Below are 14189 nucleotides of genomic sequence, written 5' to 3' on the forward strand. Positions count from 1 at the left end.
CATGGCCACGAAGCGCTGGAGCCCATCCCCTTTCCTGAGCGCGAGCGCCGCCGTGCACGGGGCGGCCGTGCTCGGCACGCTGGCCGTGCCGGCCGCCTGGCCCTGGGCGGTGGGCGCGCTGGTGGCCAACCACGCGCTGCTGGCCGGTGCCGGCCTGTGGCCGAGCGCGCGCCTGCTCGGGCCCAACCTGATCCGCCTGCCCGAGGCCTCGGTGCGGCGGCGCGAGGTCGCGCTGACCATCGACGACGGGCCCGACCCCGAGGTGACGCCGCGCGTGCTCGACCTGCTCGACGCCGCGAGCGCGAAAGCCAGTTTCTTCTGCATCGGCCGCATCGCCGAACAGCACCCCGCGCTGTGCCGCGAGATCGTGCGGCGCGGCCACCGCGTGGAGAACCACGGGTACGCGCACAGCAACGCGTTTTCGCTGTTCGGCCCGGGCGCCATGCGGCGCGACATCGTGCGCGCGCAGGCCACGCTGGCCGACCTCACGGGCGAAGCGCCGCGCTTCTTCCGCGCCACCGCCGGCCTGCGCAACCCCTTCCTCGACCCGGTGCTGCACGGCCTGGGCCTCACGCTCGCCACCTGGACGCGCCGCGCCTACGACACCCGCACCGGCGACCCCGGGCGCGTGTTCCAGCGCCTCTCGCAACACCTGGGCCCGGGCGACATCGTGCTGATGCACGACGGCCACTGCGCCCGCACCCGCGCCGGTGAACCCGTCATTCTCGTGGTGCTGCCGCGCCTGCTGCAGACCCTCGCCGAGCGCCAGCTTCCTCCCGTCACCCTGAACCAAACCCTTCCCCCATGAGCCGTCAATCCGTCCAGCTGTTGGTCAACGAAGCCAGCCAGACCTTCCGCCCCAGCGGGCGCTTCGCCTACCACTACGCGCGTGGCAAGCTCGGTTACGACAGCATCTTCCACGAGATGCTGCGCCGCGGCCTGCTGCCCGAAGGCGGCCACTACCTCGACCTCGGCTGCGGCCAGGGCAGCCTGTTCGCCTGGCTGCTGGCCGCGCGCCGGCTGCACGAGCAGGGCCGCTGGCCGGCGGGCTGGGCGACGCCGCCACAGCCCAGGAAGCTGCGCGGCATTGAGCTCATGCAGCGCGACGTGGACCGCGCCGCGCGCGCCTTCGGCCCGCAGCACCCGGTGGTGCGGGTGGAGCAGGGCGACATGAACGCGGTCGACTTCGGCCGGCCCGACGCCATCCTCATCCTCGACGCGCTGCACTACTTCAGCCACGAGCAGCAGCGCGAGGTGCTCGCGCGCATCCGCCAGGCGCTGCCGCCCGGGGGCGTGTTCCTCACCCGCATCGGTGACGCGGGCGCGGGCCTGACCTACCGCATCTGCAACGGCGTGGACCGGCTCGTCACCTACACGCGCGGGCACCGCCTGCCGCGCCTGTACTGCCGCACCCTGCAGGACTGGGTGGCCGAGCTGCGGCAGCTGGGCTTCGTGGTCGAGACCGAGCCCATGAGCGGGCGCAAGCCCTTCGCCAACGTGATGCTGGTCTGCCGGGTACCGCACTGAGCGCGGGCGGTTTTCCTGCCACCATCTGAGACAATGCCCGACCCCGTTTTTGCCCCCTGCCCGTGAAGCCCCTGCTGCTGTCCGCCTACACCGCCACCACCTGCCTGGGGGTGGGACTCGATGCCCACCGCGAGGCCGTGCGCCAAGGCCGCAGCGGGCTGCGGCCCTGCCATTTCGAAACCGTGGAACTGCCGACCTGGGTGGGTGAGATTCAGGGCGTGGACGCCCAGGCGCTGCCCGCCTCGCTGGCCGCCTACGACTGCCGCAACCACCGGCTGGCCTTGCTCGCGCTGCGCGCCGACGGTTTCGAAGACCGCGTGCGCGCTGCCGTGCAGCGCCATGGCGCGGGCCGCGTCGGCGTCTTCATGGGCACCAGCACCTCGGGCATCCTGGAGACCGAGCTCGCCTACCGCCAGCGCGATCCCGCCAGCGGCGCGCTGCCCGCCGCCTTCAGCTACGCCACCACGCACAACCCGTATTCGCTCAGCGAGTTCCTGCGCGAACACCTGGGCATCACCGGCCTGTCCATGACGATCTCCACCGCGTGTTCGTCCAGCGCCAAGGTGTTCGCCGCCGCCGCGCGCCAGATCGAGCTGGGCACGATCGACGCGGCCCTGGTCGGCGGCGTGGACTCGCTGTGCCTGACCACGTTGTACGGTTTCGCTTCGCTCGAACTCACGTCCGCCGAGCCCTGCCGACCCTACGACGCGGGGCGCGACGGCATTTCCATCGGCGAAGGCGCCGCCTACGCGCTGCTGGAGCGCGGCGCTGACACCCCCGACGCGCAGGCCGTGTGGCTGCTGGGCGCGGGCGAGTCCAGCGACGCGCACCACATGTCCGCGCCGCACCCCGAAGGCCTGGGCGCGAAACTGGCCATGGAGGCCGCGCTGCGCTCGTCGTCCTTGAACGCGGGCGACATCCACTACATCAACCTGCACGGCACGGCCACGCCGGCCAACGACAGCGCCGAGGGCAAGGCCGTGGCCGCCGTGTTCGGTGACCGCGTGCCGTGTTCGTCCACCAAGGGCGCCACCGGCCACACCCTGGGCGCGGCCGGTGCGGTGGAAGCCGTGCTGTGCGCGCTCGCCCTGGTCGACGGCTATGTGCCCGGCAGCCCTGGCACGCGCGAGCGCGATCCCGCCATTCCGCTGCGCTACCAGCTGCGGGGCGAGCCCGCCGCATTGCGCCACGCGCTCACCAACTCCTTCGGCTTCGGGGGCAGCAACTGCAGCCTGGTGTTCGGGAGGGCGCAGGCATGAACGCGCCCCTGACCGCCTGGATCACCGGCATCGGCCTGATCGCGCCGGGCCTGCCCGACTGGCCCAGTGCGCGCGCCGTGCTGCGCGGTGAGCAGGCCTGGACCTCCGCGCCCTCGGTGCTGCCCACGCCCACGCTGCTGCCGCCGGCCGAGCGCCGCCGCGCCAGCCGCGTGATCAAGCTCGCGCTGGGCATCGGCCTGGAAGCCGCGGCCGGCGCCGACGTGTCCACCCTGGCCACGGTGTTCAGCGCCTCGGGCTCGGACGGCCACAACTGCCACGCGCTGTGCGAGCAGCTCGCCACCGACGACCGCCACATCTCGCCCACGCGCTTCCACAACTCGGTGCACAACGCACCCGCCGGCTACTGGGGCATCGCCACGAAGTCGATGGCGCCGTGCCAGGTGCTGTGCGCCCACGACGGCAGCTTCGGCGCCGGCCTGATCGACGCGCTCGGCCAGGTGGTGCTGGACCGCCAGGCCACGCTGCTGCTGGCCTACGACAGCGAGTACCCCGAACCCCTGTTCGCCAAACGGCCCGTGCCGGACTGCGCGGGCGTGTCCCTGCGGCTGGAGTGCAAGCCCTCGCCGCAGGCGCTGGCGCGCATCACCGTGCAGACCACCGAAGCGCCCGCGCGGCCCCTGGAGCAGGCCACGCTGGAATCCTTGCGCGCGGCCATTCCCGCGCTGCGTTCGCTGCCGCTGCTGGAGCGCCTGGCGCAAGGCCGCAGTGGCGAGGTCTGCATCGACTACCTGCCCGGCCTGCGGCTCGCGGTCCGGATCGACCCCGCATGAGCGCAGCGCCGGGCCGTTACCAAGCAAGCTCGCACCGCGGCCCGCAGGGCGAAGGTGCGCCAGTGAGCCCGGCCACGCTGGACCACGCCGGCATCGCGGCCCGCATCCCGCACCAGGGCACCATGTGCCTGCTCGACGCCGTCACCGAGTGGTCGGCCGATCACGTGGTGTGCCGCGCCGTGGGCCACGCCGACCCGGCGCACCCGCTGCGCGCGCACGGCCGCCTGGGCGTGGCCAATGGCATCGAGTACGCGGCCCAGGCCATGGCGGTGCACGGCGCGCTGGTGGCCGGCACCGAGGCCGCGCCGCGCCAGGGTTACCTCACCAGCGTGCGCGGCGTCAGCCTGCACGCCGAGCGGCTGGACGACCTGCCGGGCCCGCTGGACGTGCGCGCCGAACGCCTCTCGGGTGATGCCTCCAACGTGCTCTACCGCTTCACCGTGGGCCACGCCGGCCGCTGCCTGCTCGAAGGGCGCGCGGCCGTGGTGCTCGACGCCGACTCCCTGAACCCGAACAAGGACCCGCAGCCATGAAACGAGCCCTCGTCACCGGCGGCAGCGGCGGCATTGGCGCGGCGATCTGCCAGCGCCTGGCCACCGACGGCCACCACGTGATCGTGCACGCCAACCGCCAGCTCGACAAGGCCCAGGCCATCGCGTCGACCATCCGGGACAGTGGCGGCAGCGCCGAGGCCGTGGCCTTCGACGTGACCGACCGCGTGGCCACCGCCGCCGCGCTGGCCACGTTGACCGAGGCGGGTGCGATCCAGGTCCTGGTGAACAACGCCGGCATCCACGACGACGCCGTGTTCCCCGGCATGAGCGGCGAGCAGTGGGACCGCGTGCTCGATGTCTCGCTCAACGGCTTCTACAACGTGACGCAGCCGCTCACCATGCCCATGATCCGGAAACGCTGGGGCCGCATCGTGAGCATCTCGTCCATCGCCGGCCTCATGGGCAACCGGGGGCAGGTCAACTACGCGGCCGCCAAGGGCGCGCTGCACGCGGCGAGCAAGTCGCTCGCGCTCGAACTCGCCAGCCGGGGCATCACCGTCAATGCGGTGGCCCCGGGAATCATCGAGACCGACATGATCGAAGGCGCCTTCGACGCCGAGGCCATCAAGCGCCTGGTGCCCATGCAGCGCGCGGGCCGCGCGGACGAGGTGGCCGAGCTGGTGGCGTTTCTGGTGTCCGACAAGGCGGCCTACGTGAGTGGGCAGGTGATCTCCATCAACGGTGCGATGTGCTGAGGGCCTGCCTGTGAAACCTGAAAACCTCTCCCCGTTCATCCTGCTGTGCGGCCTCGCGGCGGGCCTGCCCGCACAGGCGCAGACCGAGACGCCCCCCACGCTGGAGGCCTGCGCCGCCATCGGCGCCGCGGCCGACCGCCTGACCTGTTACGACAAGCTCGCCGGGCGCGCGCCGGCGCCTGTCGCCCCGGTGGCGCAGCAACCGTTCGGCGGCGAAGCGGCCACGGCGGACCCGACCCCCTCGCTGCTGTCGCAGTCGGGCGGGCAGCTGCCCCCGGCGGCCGCACCGGCGTCTTCCAGCAGCCTGCTGGCCAAGTTCTGGGAGCTGGACCCGGCCGACAAGCGCGGTGTGTTCAATTTCGTGGGTTACCACCCGAACTACGTGCTGCCCGTGCACGTCACCTCCCGCATCAACCGCTCGCCCCAGTCGCCGACGCAGGCGGCCGTGACCGCGCCCGACGATCGCCGGGAAGAGGCGAAATTCCAGCTGTCGCTGCGCACCAAGTTCCTGCAGAACGTGGGTTTTCCTGGCGCCGATCTGTGGGGCGCCTTCACCCTGCAGACGATGTGGCAGGTCTACAACCACGCCGACTCGCGGCCCTTTCGCAACACCGACTACCAGCCCGAGTTGATCTACGTGGTGCCCACCGCGCCGCAGTTCCGCGCCTTGCCGCTGGGTTGGCAATGGCGCTTCACCCAGCTGGGCCTGGCGCACCAGTCGAACGGGCAGTCCGACCCCTTGTCGCGCAGCTGGAACCGGGTCTACCTCGGTGCCGGCTTCGAGCGCGGCAACTGGACCTTCACGACGAAACTCAACAAGCGGCTGCGGGAACGCGAAGAGAACGACAACAACCCCGATCTCATCGACTACCGGGGCAAGGCGGAGTTCAACCTCGGGTGGGCGAGCGGGGTGCACACCGCGTCGCTGGTGCACCGCAGCACGCTGCGCGGTGGCAACCGCGGGAGCACGTCGCTCGAATGGACCTACCCCGTGGTGCGCGACCAACCCAATGGGCTGCGCTGGTACATGCAGCTGTTCAGTGGTTATGGCGAAACGCTGTCGGACTACAACTTCCGCCAGACCAGCCTGGGCGCGGGCGTGAGCTTCCTGCAGTTCTGAGCCGGCCGTCAGGGATGGCGCAGCGCGCTGGCGCCGCGCGCAGCGCTGCGCAGCTTGGGTTCCACGATGGGCACCGTGAGCATGGTGCTGGCCACCGCCATCAACAGCAGCGCGGTGAAGGTCTCGCTGGTGATCACCTGCTTGTCCAGCAGGATGTTGGCGAAGATGATCATGATCAGCGCCTTGGTCTGCAGCAGCCAGCCGATCAGGGAGGCCTCGCCCGGCGGCCACTTCAGCACGCGGCCGGCCAGGTGCACACCGATCAGCTTGCCACTGACCGAGGCCAGCAGCAGCAGGGCCGCCATGCCGAACACCGCCGCACCGCCCACGTCCCAGTTGGTGCGCAGGCCGGTGGAGAGGAAGAACACCGGCATGATCACCAGCAGCACGTGGTGGCGCAGCTGGTCCAGCTTGTCCTGGTCGAACCAGTCGGCGTCCATCACCACACCGGCCAGGAAGGCGCCCACCATGTAGTGCAGGCCCGACCAGTCGGCGCCGAAGGCGCAGACCGCGAGCCAGATCAGCGCGACGACCCAGCGGTCGGCTTCGGCCAGGCGGCGCATCAGGTGGCGGAAGGCCCAGCTCAGCACGACGAAGGCGAGGATGAAGGCGCCCTGTTTGCCCACGCGCTGCCAGTCCATCAGGATCAGCGCGAGCACGCCCCAGATCGCGATGTCGTCCACGCTCGCGTAGCGCAGGATGCGCTGGCCCAGCGGCAGGCGCAGCAACTGCAGCTTCTCCATCAGCAGGATCAGGATGGGCAGCGCGGTGACCGCGCAGGCCATGCCCACGCCGAGCACGAACTGCCAGGGCCGCGCGGACGCGCCCATCCAGCCCGGCATGCCCAGCATCACCAGCGCGGCCGCGCTGCCCAGCAGCAGCGGCGCGCCCAGGGCCAGACCGGCGGTGATGCCGCTCTCGCGCCGGTGTTTCCAGGCCTGGCGCAGGTCGAGTTCGATGCCCGCGATCATCACGAACAGCATCACGGCCCACCACGCGATGCCGTTGAGCGACTGGATCACCGCCGGGTTGAAGACGAAGGCGTGGTACTCGGGGAAGGCCTTGCCCAGCACGCCGGGGCCGAGCAGGATGCCGGTGACGATCTGCACCACCACCAGCGGCGCCCAGTAGTCGGTGCGCCCCAGCCGCCAGATCAGCCACGGCACGGTGAAGATGATCGCCATGGCGATCAGGAAGATCTCGGTGGTGTTCATGGCGGGGTGGTTGTCAGCCGGTCAGGCGCCGCCAGAGCAGCAGGGGCAGGCGCAGCACGAAGCCGGTGAACAGGCGCGTGTGCATGCCGCTGAGCAGCAGGTTGTCGCGCAGGTAGTTGAAATGTGAGACGCCACCCTCTTCGGGCGTGAAGTAGCGCACCGGGGCGTCGATGTTGATCGGCCGCACGCCGGCCCAGCTCAGGCGCACCACGGCCTCGGGGTCGAAGTCGAAGCGGCGCATGAAGCGCGTGCCGTGCATCACGCGCATCAGCGGCGCGATCGGGTAGACGCGAAACCCGTAGAGCGAATCGCCGATGCCGAAGCCCAGCGTTTCCAGGTTGGCCCAGCCGTTCGAAAGCTTGCGGCCCAGCACGCGCACCAGGGGCGCTTCGGGACCGAACACCGGCTTGCCCAGCACCATGGCCTCGGGCTCGGCCTGCGAGGCGGCCATGAAGTCGGGGATCAGGGTTTCGGGGTGCTGGCCGTCGGAGTCCATGGTCAGCGCGTGCGTGAAGCCCTGCTGCGCCGCGACCGTGATGCCGTGCAGCACGGCCGAGCCCTTGCCCTGGTTCTCGGGCAGCACCAGCACGCGCAGGCCGGGGTCGCTGGCGGCCTCTTCGGTCAGCCAGTCGGCCGAGCCGTCGGTGCTGCCATCGACCACCACCCACACGGGCGTCCATTGCGCGCGCGCGGCGCGCACCGTGGCCAATACCTTGCGGCCCGGGTTGTAGCTGGGAATGAGGACCAGGTGCGTGGTGCTGGAAACGGGCATGGATCAGGCGGCGGCGGACGACGCCATCGGTGGGGAAGAGGGGTCGAGCATGGCACGGAAATAGTCTTCCAGCTCCTGCGTGAAGGCGCCCGGGTTGCGTGGCGCCTCGAAACGCCGGCCCAGGCGGATGCGGCAGGTCAGCGGCAGCAGGGGGCGGCGCCAGATCGGCCAGCCCTTGCCCAGGTAGGGGCTGGAAAACTCCACGATCAGTGTCTGCACCGGCACCTCGGCGCGGGCGGCGATCAGCGCGGTGGAGCGCGAGAGCGGGTTGATCGGGTTCGCCGGGTAGCCGCGCGTGCGCGTGCCCTCGGGGAAGATCAGCACCTGCGCGCCCTGCTGCAGCTCGCGGCGGCAGTTCAGCACGGCGGTGAGCAGGTTGTCGTTGCGCACGTAGCGCGCCAGGCGCGCGCCCGCGCCGAGCAGCGGGTTGTCCATCAGGTCGGCCTTCATGAAGCAGACCGCGTTGGGCAGGCGCGAGGTGATCAGCACGGCGTCGAGCAGCGAGGGGTGGTTGGCCGCGATGACCATGGGCCCCTGGTCGCGCAGCGCATCGATCTCGGACAGGTCGAAGCGGCAGGCGCACAGCAGGCGCAGGATGCCGACGTACAGCCGAAAGCCGCGCATGATGGCCTGGCGGCCGAGCCAGCGGCCCAGCGGCCGGGGCAACACCGGGTACAGGGCCAGCGCCGGTGGCGTCCAGCTCAGGCACACCAGCGCCAGCGCGCTCAGGCCCACCACCATCGCGAGGTGCTCGTACACGCTCCACAGCAGCGAGGTCGGGCGGGTCGCCGCCGTGCTCATGGCGACCCCAGCGGGTGGATGGCCTGGCTCTCGATTTCCACCAGCAGGTCGGCGCGGCAGATGTCGGCCTGCACGCACACCAGCGAAGCGCCGCGCAGCAGCGGCTGCAGCGTGCGCTGCACGGTGTCCACGTCGGCGGCGTGGCGCACGTAGGCGCGGTGGCTCAGGCCGGTGAACGAAAACGGCCGGCCCGAGCGCGCCACGCGGTTGGCCTCCTGCACCAGGCACTCGATGTTGCGCGCGGTCTCCTCGCACTGCGCGGCCACATCGCCGGGATGCACCGTGGCGTGCCCCACGATGCTGGCCGTGCCCGAGACGAACAGCGCCTCGCGCCCGCGCGGGTAGGCCAGCGCGGCGCGCGAAAAGGTGGGGGCGCGCGGCCCGTACTGCGAGGGGTAGCGCCAGGCACTCACCTGGCGCGGGTTCTCCAGCGGCACCACCGGCGAGCGGCCGGCCAGGAAGGCCACCGAGAGCGGGCCACCGGCCACGCCGATGGCGCAGGCCGCGGGCACCTGGCCGCCGGTCTCGCGCTGCGCGTGCACGAAGGCTTCGTAGCGGCCCAGGTTGAACTGGCGGTAACGCTCCAGCCCGTGCGACTCGCCGTTGATGTCGGCCATGTAGTTCCAGACCCGCCACAGGTGCGGCGTGCCCTGCGCGCGCAGCAGGCGGAACAGGCGCTCGTAGAGCAGCCGGCTCGCCGTCTGCAGCGGCGAGCCGCCCTCGGCCGGGGGGGCCTGTTCGGCCTCATTCAGCTCGATCACGCCATAGAGCAGTTCGGCGTTGCGGCACCAGTGGATGCCCTCGTCGCGGCCTTGGCGCAGTGGGCCGTCCACGCGCCAGTGCTCGTGCACCGCTGGCGCGCCCGCGGGCAGCACGGGCGCGCGCAGGGGCTGGTGCGGCCAGGCCATCGGGCCCAGGTCTTTCGGTTCCCCGATCGACATGCCGCCCAGCACCTCTCCGTCGGCGGGCGCGGCGAACACGCGGCTGATGGTGTGTTGCAAGCTCACGGCGTGCGGGCCAGGGCGGTTTCGTCCGCGGGCCGGATGTTGACGCGGCGCTTGCGCCAGGCGTTGAACGCGCGGCGCGGCTGGGTGAGGTTGGCCAGCAGGTACAAGGTCTTGAAGGCCAGCATCGACCGCCCGATCGGCGCGCCGCCATACACGTCGCCCGCCAGCGTGGACAGCAGGGCTTCTTTCACGCGGAAGATGTTGCGTGGGCCCATGAAGAAGTCGCGCATGATGGGGTTGGTCACGCGGTAGATGAACCACGAGAACGCCTTCGGTCCGTGGCGGCTGTGGCGGTCGAAACGCCTGAGCGCCGCGCGCGCCTGCGCGGGCTGGCGCAGGCAGGTGTCGATCGTCTGCGCGCCCAGCTCGCCGCCGTTCATGGCCAGCCACACGCCCGAAGAGAACACCGGGTCGATGAAGGTGTAGGCGTCGCCCAGCATCAGGTAGTTGTCGCCGTGGTTGCGTTGCGCGGCGTAGGAAAAATTGCCGGTGGCCTCCACCGGCGCCACCCGGTGCGCGTCCTTCAGGCGCTCGGCCAGGCCCGCGCAGGTGGCCACGTTGTCCATCAGGAACTGCTCCACGCTGCGGCCTGCGCGCGTCTTCATGTGGTACGGCCAGGTCACCATGCCCACGCTGGTGACGCCGCCCGTGAGCGGGATGAACCAGAACCAGCCGTGGTCGAACCAGAAGATGGTGATGTTGCCCTCGGCCTCGCCGGTGTTGCGGCGCGCGTTCGCGAAGTGGCCGTAGACCGCCGCGCTGTTGTGGTTCGGGTTGCGTTCCTTGATCTTGAAACGGGATGCAAGAAATGTGTCGCGGCCCGAGGCGTCCACCAGGAATTTCGCGTTCCACACGCTGGTGCGGCCGTCGTCGTGCTCGGCGTGCACGCGCACCATGCGGTCGGGCAGGAACTCCACCGAGCGCGCCTTGCAGCCTTCGTGCACCTCCACGCCTTTTCGGGCGGCGTTGCGGAACAGGATCTCGTCGAACTCGGCGCGCTTGACCTGGTAGGCGTAAGGCATGGACTTGTCCCAGGCGTCGGCGAACTCGAAGGTCTGGGTGTGTGCGTGGTGCGGCGAGACGAACTCGGCGCCCGGCTTGTGCTGTCCGATGGCGCGCACCTCGTCGGCCACACCCAGGCGCTCCAGCAGAGGCAGGTTGGCCGGCAGCAGGGATTCGCCGATGTGAAAGCGCGGGTGGTGCGCCTTCTCGAGCATCACGACGCGGTGGCCCTTGCTGGCCAGCAGTGGAGAGACGGTGGACCCGGCGGGCCCGCCACCGATCACGAGCACGTCACAGGTCTGGTGGTCGGCGCCTGGATGGTCTGGGTTCATGGCCGGGATGCTCGGGCAGTGGACAGTCCAAAATTGTACGGTGTCAAACGAAGGTGGTAGCGCCCGAAGCGGCATTGGTTACAAGCGCGGGGCGCTGAACTTTTCGGAGATGAGATTCACCCAGTCGAAGCCCTTCAGCTTTCTGGCAACGACCCCATGAACTCCAGCTTCCCCTCGTCCAGTGTTTCCATTCCACTCGGTGGGACGTCCCTGCACGGGGTCACGGATTTGATGAAAGACACGCAATTCAGAGAATTCACGAAAGAGATGGTGAAGAACTACGAGGACGCCCAGGAAGAGCAGAAGGTCCGGGAGGTGCCGGCAGAAGATGCCTTCGCTCAAGAGGTTGTCCGAAGCGCCAGCGCCCACCAGGCCCCCGTTCGCCTGAACCTCCTCAACCGCGGCGAGAAGAAGGACCAGGACGACCTCAACGGCAGCCAGCAGAAATTCATCTCTCGCCAGGGCGCGCCCTTGGTGCAGGTGCATGCCGAGCCACAGCTGTCCCCGCCGCCAAGGGTGCTTCGACCGGGCCTTCTTTCGCGCCTGAGCACGGGTTGCCTGAACTTCGTCCAGCGCTGCTTCGGGCGCCCGGCCGGCTGACCCGTCGCCCCTTCCCAATGCGGCCCACGGCCGCTTCGAGCGCCCGCCACAAGCCGCACAGCGTGGCATTTCTCGCACTTCATCGGAATGGATGGGCAGCGGGGCAATGAGCTTGTTACAAAATGCCGCATCGCCCTTGCCCGTGCGCGACGCCCATGGCGCGACAGGGCCATCGACCCGATCGGAGCACCATGCGACTGCACATTCCCCTGGCCGCCGTTCTTGTTGCCGCGCTGTTCAGCGCTGGGCCTGCCGCCGCCCAATCGCGCGGCGATCGGCTGACCACGGCGGAGCAGCAGTGCCAGCCCGGGCGCGAAGCGCGCGCCGCGGTCGCCAAGGGCGCGCCGGTCCCCGAAGGCGCCATGCCGCTGCAGGTGCCCGGCGCGGTCACCATCTCACCGCGCGAGGCCCACTGCATGATCGAGCAGATGGGGCTCGGGCTGGCCGTGGTCGCGGCCATGCGGACGCAGGACAAGATCCCGGGCACCCTGGTCGAAATGCCCCAGGTGGCCGGTGATTCGGACGAGATCCGTCAGGCGTACGCCAAAGCCTTTCAGCGGTTCACCGGGGGCGAGAAGGACACGCCCATGCTTTTCTACTGCCACCATGACCGCTGCCAGCTGTCGGTGTTCGCCGTGCAGCGGGCCGTGGAGGCCGGCTACCGCAAGCTCTACTGGTTGCGCGCGGGCAACAGCGGGTGGGTGAATGCCGGGTTGCCGCTCGAGCGCGATCTGGCGGCCAAGGCGTCGGCCGAGAAAGCCCAGGAGGCCACGCGGTATGCCCAGGTGGGTGTGCGCACCTGCGGCTTCGACGTCACCGACCAGGATTTCGTGGCGATCGCGCTGAAGTCGCCCACGGACCTGCTGCTGACCGCCAACCTGCGTTCGGCGGCCCAGCAGAGCAGAAACGTGCGCACGGAATGCCTCAAGGGCGTGCGCGAGCAAGTGGCGAAACTCGACACGCAAAGCCCCGCGCTGGCCGAGATCGACGCCCTGGTCGCCCGCACGCCGGAGGAGGTCGACCGGGCCTACAAGGCCGCCCGCGCCCGCGTCGAGGCCTCGCCTTCGACCCACCTCAAGGCGCCGTTGGACCAGATGTTCCTGCCTGCCTTGAAGATGGCCCTGGACGAGGCGCGCGCGTCGAGATCGGCGCGTCAGATGTGCGGGACCTTCGACCGCGCCATGCCCTCGAACCAGGCCCAATGGAACGCCGCCAAGACGGGACTCGATGAATACCGGACCTGTCTGGATCGCCTGGAGAGCCGGGCCGAGAGCGCGTTCACGCAGGCGGCTATGGGACACACCAGCGGCGGCGACTTCAATGCCGACGAGGCCGTCGCCCTGGTGACCGGGTCGGCGCGTTACCGCTGCTCCGTGCACGCCGCCTCGGGCTGCCTGCCGGACGCCAGCTGGGACCGCGTGGCCGTGGTCGCCACGCCCGCGAACATCGCCGCCTTCGAGAAAGCCCGCAGCGACCGGCGCAACCGGTCCAGCGACATCGACACCCTGCGCGCCGAGGCCAACAACTGGGTGGATCGCTTCAATGCCCACCTCGAGCAGCAGGAGGCGTCGCGTGCCCGCTCCAGCAGCGCCGGTGGCTACAACCCGGCACCATCGAACAGCGCCCCGCCGGTGCGCCGCTCGTACAGCACCTCGGCCCCCGGGATGAAATAGACCCCCGGCCTCAGAGCTTCTCGGTCTCGCCGCTGCGCGGCTGCCATTTCATGAGCCGCTTCTCGATCCGGCCCACGGCCGCGTCGAGCGCCAGCGCGAACAGCGTGAGCACGACGATGCCGGCCATCACGGTGTTGATGTCGAAGCTGCCCTCGGCCTGCAGGATCAGGTAGCCCACGCCCTGGCTCGACCCCAGGTACTCACCCACCACCGCGCCCACGAAGGCCAGGCCCACCGAGGTGTGCAGCGAGCTGAACACCCAGCTCGTGGCGCTGGGCAGGTACACGTGGCGCAGCAGCTGCTTCTGGCTCGCGCCCAGCATGCGCGCATTGGCCAGGATCACCGGGCTGACCTCCTTCACGCCCTGGTAGACGTTGAAAAACACGATGAAGAACACCAGCGTCACGCCCAGCGCCACCTTGCTGGCGATGCCCAGCCCGAACCACACCGCGAAGATGGGCGCGAGGATGATGCGCGGCATGGAGTTCATGGCCTTGATGTAGGGCTCCAGGATGGCCGAGGCCATGGGCGAGAGCGCCAGCCACAGGCCGCCGGCCAGGCCGCCGATGGCGCCGATGGCGAAGGCCAGCACGGTCTCGGTGAGCGTCACGCCCAGGTGCTGGTAGATGTCGGCGTCGCGCACGAACCAGGTCCAGATGCGCTCGGCCACGCGCAGCGGCTCACCGAAGAAGAAGGCGGCCTGGCGGTCGTTGTCGAACATGAAGGGCGGCACCAGCCCGGGCGTGGTCATCAGGTACCAGAACACGATGAGCGCCACCAGCAGCGCCCCTTGCCACAGGCGCAGCGTGGAGGGCTGCGGTTTGATGTGCTTCCACATGGGT

Annotated in this window: 15 protein-coding genes; 9 read left to right on the plus strand and 6 right to left on the minus strand. The window is 70.2% G+C overall.

The window, feature by feature from the left end; genetic code table 11:
• Position 1 precedes the first annotated feature (1 nt).
• The 7 genes from AC1Q9M_RS19580 (at position 2) to AC1Q9M_RS19610 (ending at position 5946) form a co-directional block, all read left to right on the plus strand.
• Positions 2 to 808, plus strand: coding sequence for a polysaccharide deacetylase family protein (locus AC1Q9M_RS19580; protein WP_492435295.1), 807 nt, complete (start codon positions 2 to 4; stop codon positions 806 to 808).
• On the plus strand, positions 805 to 1527 hold the full coding sequence (locus tag AC1Q9M_RS19585) for a methyltransferase domain-containing protein (RefSeq protein WP_382322872.1): 723 nt from the start codon (positions 805 to 807) through the stop codon (positions 1525 to 1527). The genes AC1Q9M_RS19580 and AC1Q9M_RS19585 overlap by 4 nt, the downstream gene beginning before the upstream one ends.
• Positions 1528 to 1589: 62 nt before the next feature.
• Positions 1590 to 2786, plus strand: coding sequence for a beta-ketoacyl-[acyl-carrier-protein] synthase family protein (locus AC1Q9M_RS19590; RefSeq protein WP_492435297.1), 1197 nt, complete (start codon positions 1590 to 1592; stop codon positions 2784 to 2786).
• Complete coding sequence (locus AC1Q9M_RS19595; protein ID WP_492435299.1) at positions 2783 to 3577, plus strand: beta-ketoacyl synthase chain length factor; 795 nt, start codon at positions 2783 to 2785, stop codon at positions 3575 to 3577. The genes AC1Q9M_RS19590 and AC1Q9M_RS19595 overlap by 4 nt, the downstream gene beginning before the upstream one ends.
• Positions 3574 to 4110, plus strand: a complete 537-nt coding sequence (locus tag AC1Q9M_RS19600) for a hotdog family protein (protein ID WP_492435301.1) — start codon at positions 3574 to 3576, stop codon at positions 4108 to 4110. The genes AC1Q9M_RS19595 and AC1Q9M_RS19600 overlap by 4 nt, the downstream gene beginning before the upstream one ends.
• Positions 4107 to 4826: a 3-oxoacyl-ACP reductase FabG gene (gene fabG, locus AC1Q9M_RS19605; RefSeq protein ID WP_382162919.1), complete on the plus strand. Its 720-nt coding sequence runs from the start codon at positions 4107 to 4109 to the stop codon at positions 4824 to 4826. The genes AC1Q9M_RS19600 and fabG overlap by 4 nt, the downstream gene beginning before the upstream one ends.
• Positions 4827 to 4836: 10 nt before the next feature.
• Positions 4837 to 5946, plus strand: coding sequence for a phospholipase A (locus AC1Q9M_RS19610; protein ID WP_492435304.1), 1110 nt, complete (start codon positions 4837 to 4839; stop codon positions 5944 to 5946).
• Positions 5947 to 5954: 8 nt separating this feature from the next.
• On the opposite strand, the gene AC1Q9M_RS19615 is transcribed toward AC1Q9M_RS19610, so the two are convergent.
• From AC1Q9M_RS19615 to AC1Q9M_RS19635, 5 genes are read right to left on the minus strand one after another with little or no spacing between them, the layout of a single operon-like run.
• The gene (locus tag AC1Q9M_RS19615) at positions 5955 to 7160 is read right to left on the minus strand and encodes a cation:proton antiporter (protein WP_492435306.1); all 1206 of its coding nucleotides are present in this window, start codon (positions 7158 to 7160) and stop codon (positions 5955 to 5957) included.
• Between the two features lie 13 nt (positions 7161 to 7173).
• Entirely contained in the window at positions 7174 to 7932 is a 759-nt protein-coding gene (locus AC1Q9M_RS19620; RefSeq protein WP_382322876.1) for a glycosyltransferase family 2 protein, read from the minus strand.
• Between the two features lie 3 nt (positions 7933 to 7935).
• On the minus strand, positions 7936 to 8733 hold the full coding sequence (locus AC1Q9M_RS19625) for a lysophospholipid acyltransferase family protein (protein WP_382322877.1): 798 nt from the start codon (positions 8731 to 8733) through the stop codon (positions 7936 to 7938).
• Complete coding sequence (locus AC1Q9M_RS19630; RefSeq protein ID WP_492435309.1) at positions 8730 to 9740, minus strand: chorismate transformation FkbO/Hyg5 family protein; 1011 nt, start codon at positions 9738 to 9740, stop codon at positions 8730 to 8732. The genes AC1Q9M_RS19625 and AC1Q9M_RS19630 overlap by 4 nt, the downstream gene beginning before the upstream one ends.
• Positions 9737 to 11074: an NAD(P)/FAD-dependent oxidoreductase gene (locus AC1Q9M_RS19635; RefSeq protein WP_492435311.1), complete on the minus strand. Its 1338-nt coding sequence runs from the start codon at positions 11072 to 11074 to the stop codon at positions 9737 to 9739. The genes AC1Q9M_RS19630 and AC1Q9M_RS19635 overlap by 4 nt, the downstream gene beginning before the upstream one ends.
• Before the next feature lie 156 nt (positions 11075 to 11230).
• Between AC1Q9M_RS19635 and AC1Q9M_RS19640 the strand changes: the two genes are divergently transcribed.
• On the plus strand, positions 11231 to 11674 hold the full coding sequence (locus tag AC1Q9M_RS19640) for a hypothetical protein (protein ID WP_492435313.1): 444 nt from the start codon (positions 11231 to 11233) through the stop codon (positions 11672 to 11674).
• A gap of 191 nt (positions 11675 to 11865) precedes the next feature.
• Positions 11866 to 13347: a rhodanese-like domain-containing protein gene (locus AC1Q9M_RS19645; protein WP_492435315.1), complete on the plus strand. Its 1482-nt coding sequence runs from the start codon at positions 11866 to 11868 to the stop codon at positions 13345 to 13347.
• Between the two features lie 10 nt (positions 13348 to 13357).
• On the opposite strand, the gene AC1Q9M_RS19650 is transcribed toward AC1Q9M_RS19645, so the two are convergent.
• Entirely contained in the window at positions 13358 to 14185 is an 828-nt protein-coding gene (locus AC1Q9M_RS19650; RefSeq protein ID WP_382322881.1) for an ABC transporter permease, read from the minus strand.
• Between the last annotated feature and the right edge of the window lie 4 nt (positions 14186 to 14189).

It is taken from the genome of Hydrogenophaga sp. GW823-FHT04C09, assembly GCF_058796355.1.

What these genes read in the sequence shown, in the direction of transcription:
- AC1Q9M_RS19595 (WP_492435299.1), top strand. Translation starts at nt 2,783, where the DNA reads ATGAACGCGCCCCTGACCGCCTGGATCACCGGCATCGGCCTGATCGCG.
- AC1Q9M_RS19625 (WP_382322877.1), bottom strand. Translation starts at nt 8,733, where the DNA reads ATGAGCACGGCGGCGACCCGCCCGACCTCGCTGCTGTGGAGCGTGTAC.
- AC1Q9M_RS19620 (WP_382322876.1), bottom strand. Translation starts at nt 7,932, where the DNA reads ATGCCCGTTTCCAGCACCACGCACCTGGTCCTCATTCCCAGCTACAAC.
- AC1Q9M_RS19640 (WP_492435313.1), top strand. Translation starts at nt 11,231, where the DNA reads ATGAACTCCAGCTTCCCCTCGTCCAGTGTTTCCATTCCACTCGGTGGG.
- fabG (WP_382162919.1), top strand. Translation starts at nt 4,107, where the DNA reads ATGAAACGAGCCCTCGTCACCGGCGGCAGCGGCGGCATTGGCGCGGCG.
- AC1Q9M_RS19580 (WP_492435295.1), top strand. Translation starts at nt 2, where the DNA reads ATGGCCACGAAGCGCTGGAGCCCATCCCCTTTCCTGAGCGCGAGCGCC.
- AC1Q9M_RS19615 (WP_492435306.1), bottom strand. Translation starts at nt 7,160, where the DNA reads ATGAACACCACCGAGATCTTCCTGATCGCCATGGCGATCATCTTCACC.
- AC1Q9M_RS19635 (WP_492435311.1), bottom strand. Translation starts at nt 11,074, where the DNA reads ATGAACCCAGACCATCCAGGCGCCGACCACCAGACCTGTGACGTGCTC.
- AC1Q9M_RS19645 (WP_492435315.1), top strand. Translation starts at nt 11,866, where the DNA reads ATGCGACTGCACATTCCCCTGGCCGCCGTTCTTGTTGCCGCGCTGTTC.
- AC1Q9M_RS19650 (WP_382322881.1), bottom strand. Translation starts at nt 14,185, where the DNA reads ATGTGGAAGCACATCAAACCGCAGCCCTCCACGCTGCGCCTGTGGCAA.
- AC1Q9M_RS19585 (WP_382322872.1), top strand. Translation starts at nt 805, where the DNA reads ATGAGCCGTCAATCCGTCCAGCTGTTGGTCAACGAAGCCAGCCAGACC.
- AC1Q9M_RS19600 (WP_492435301.1), top strand. Translation starts at nt 3,574, where the DNA reads ATGAGCGCAGCGCCGGGCCGTTACCAAGCAAGCTCGCACCGCGGCCCG.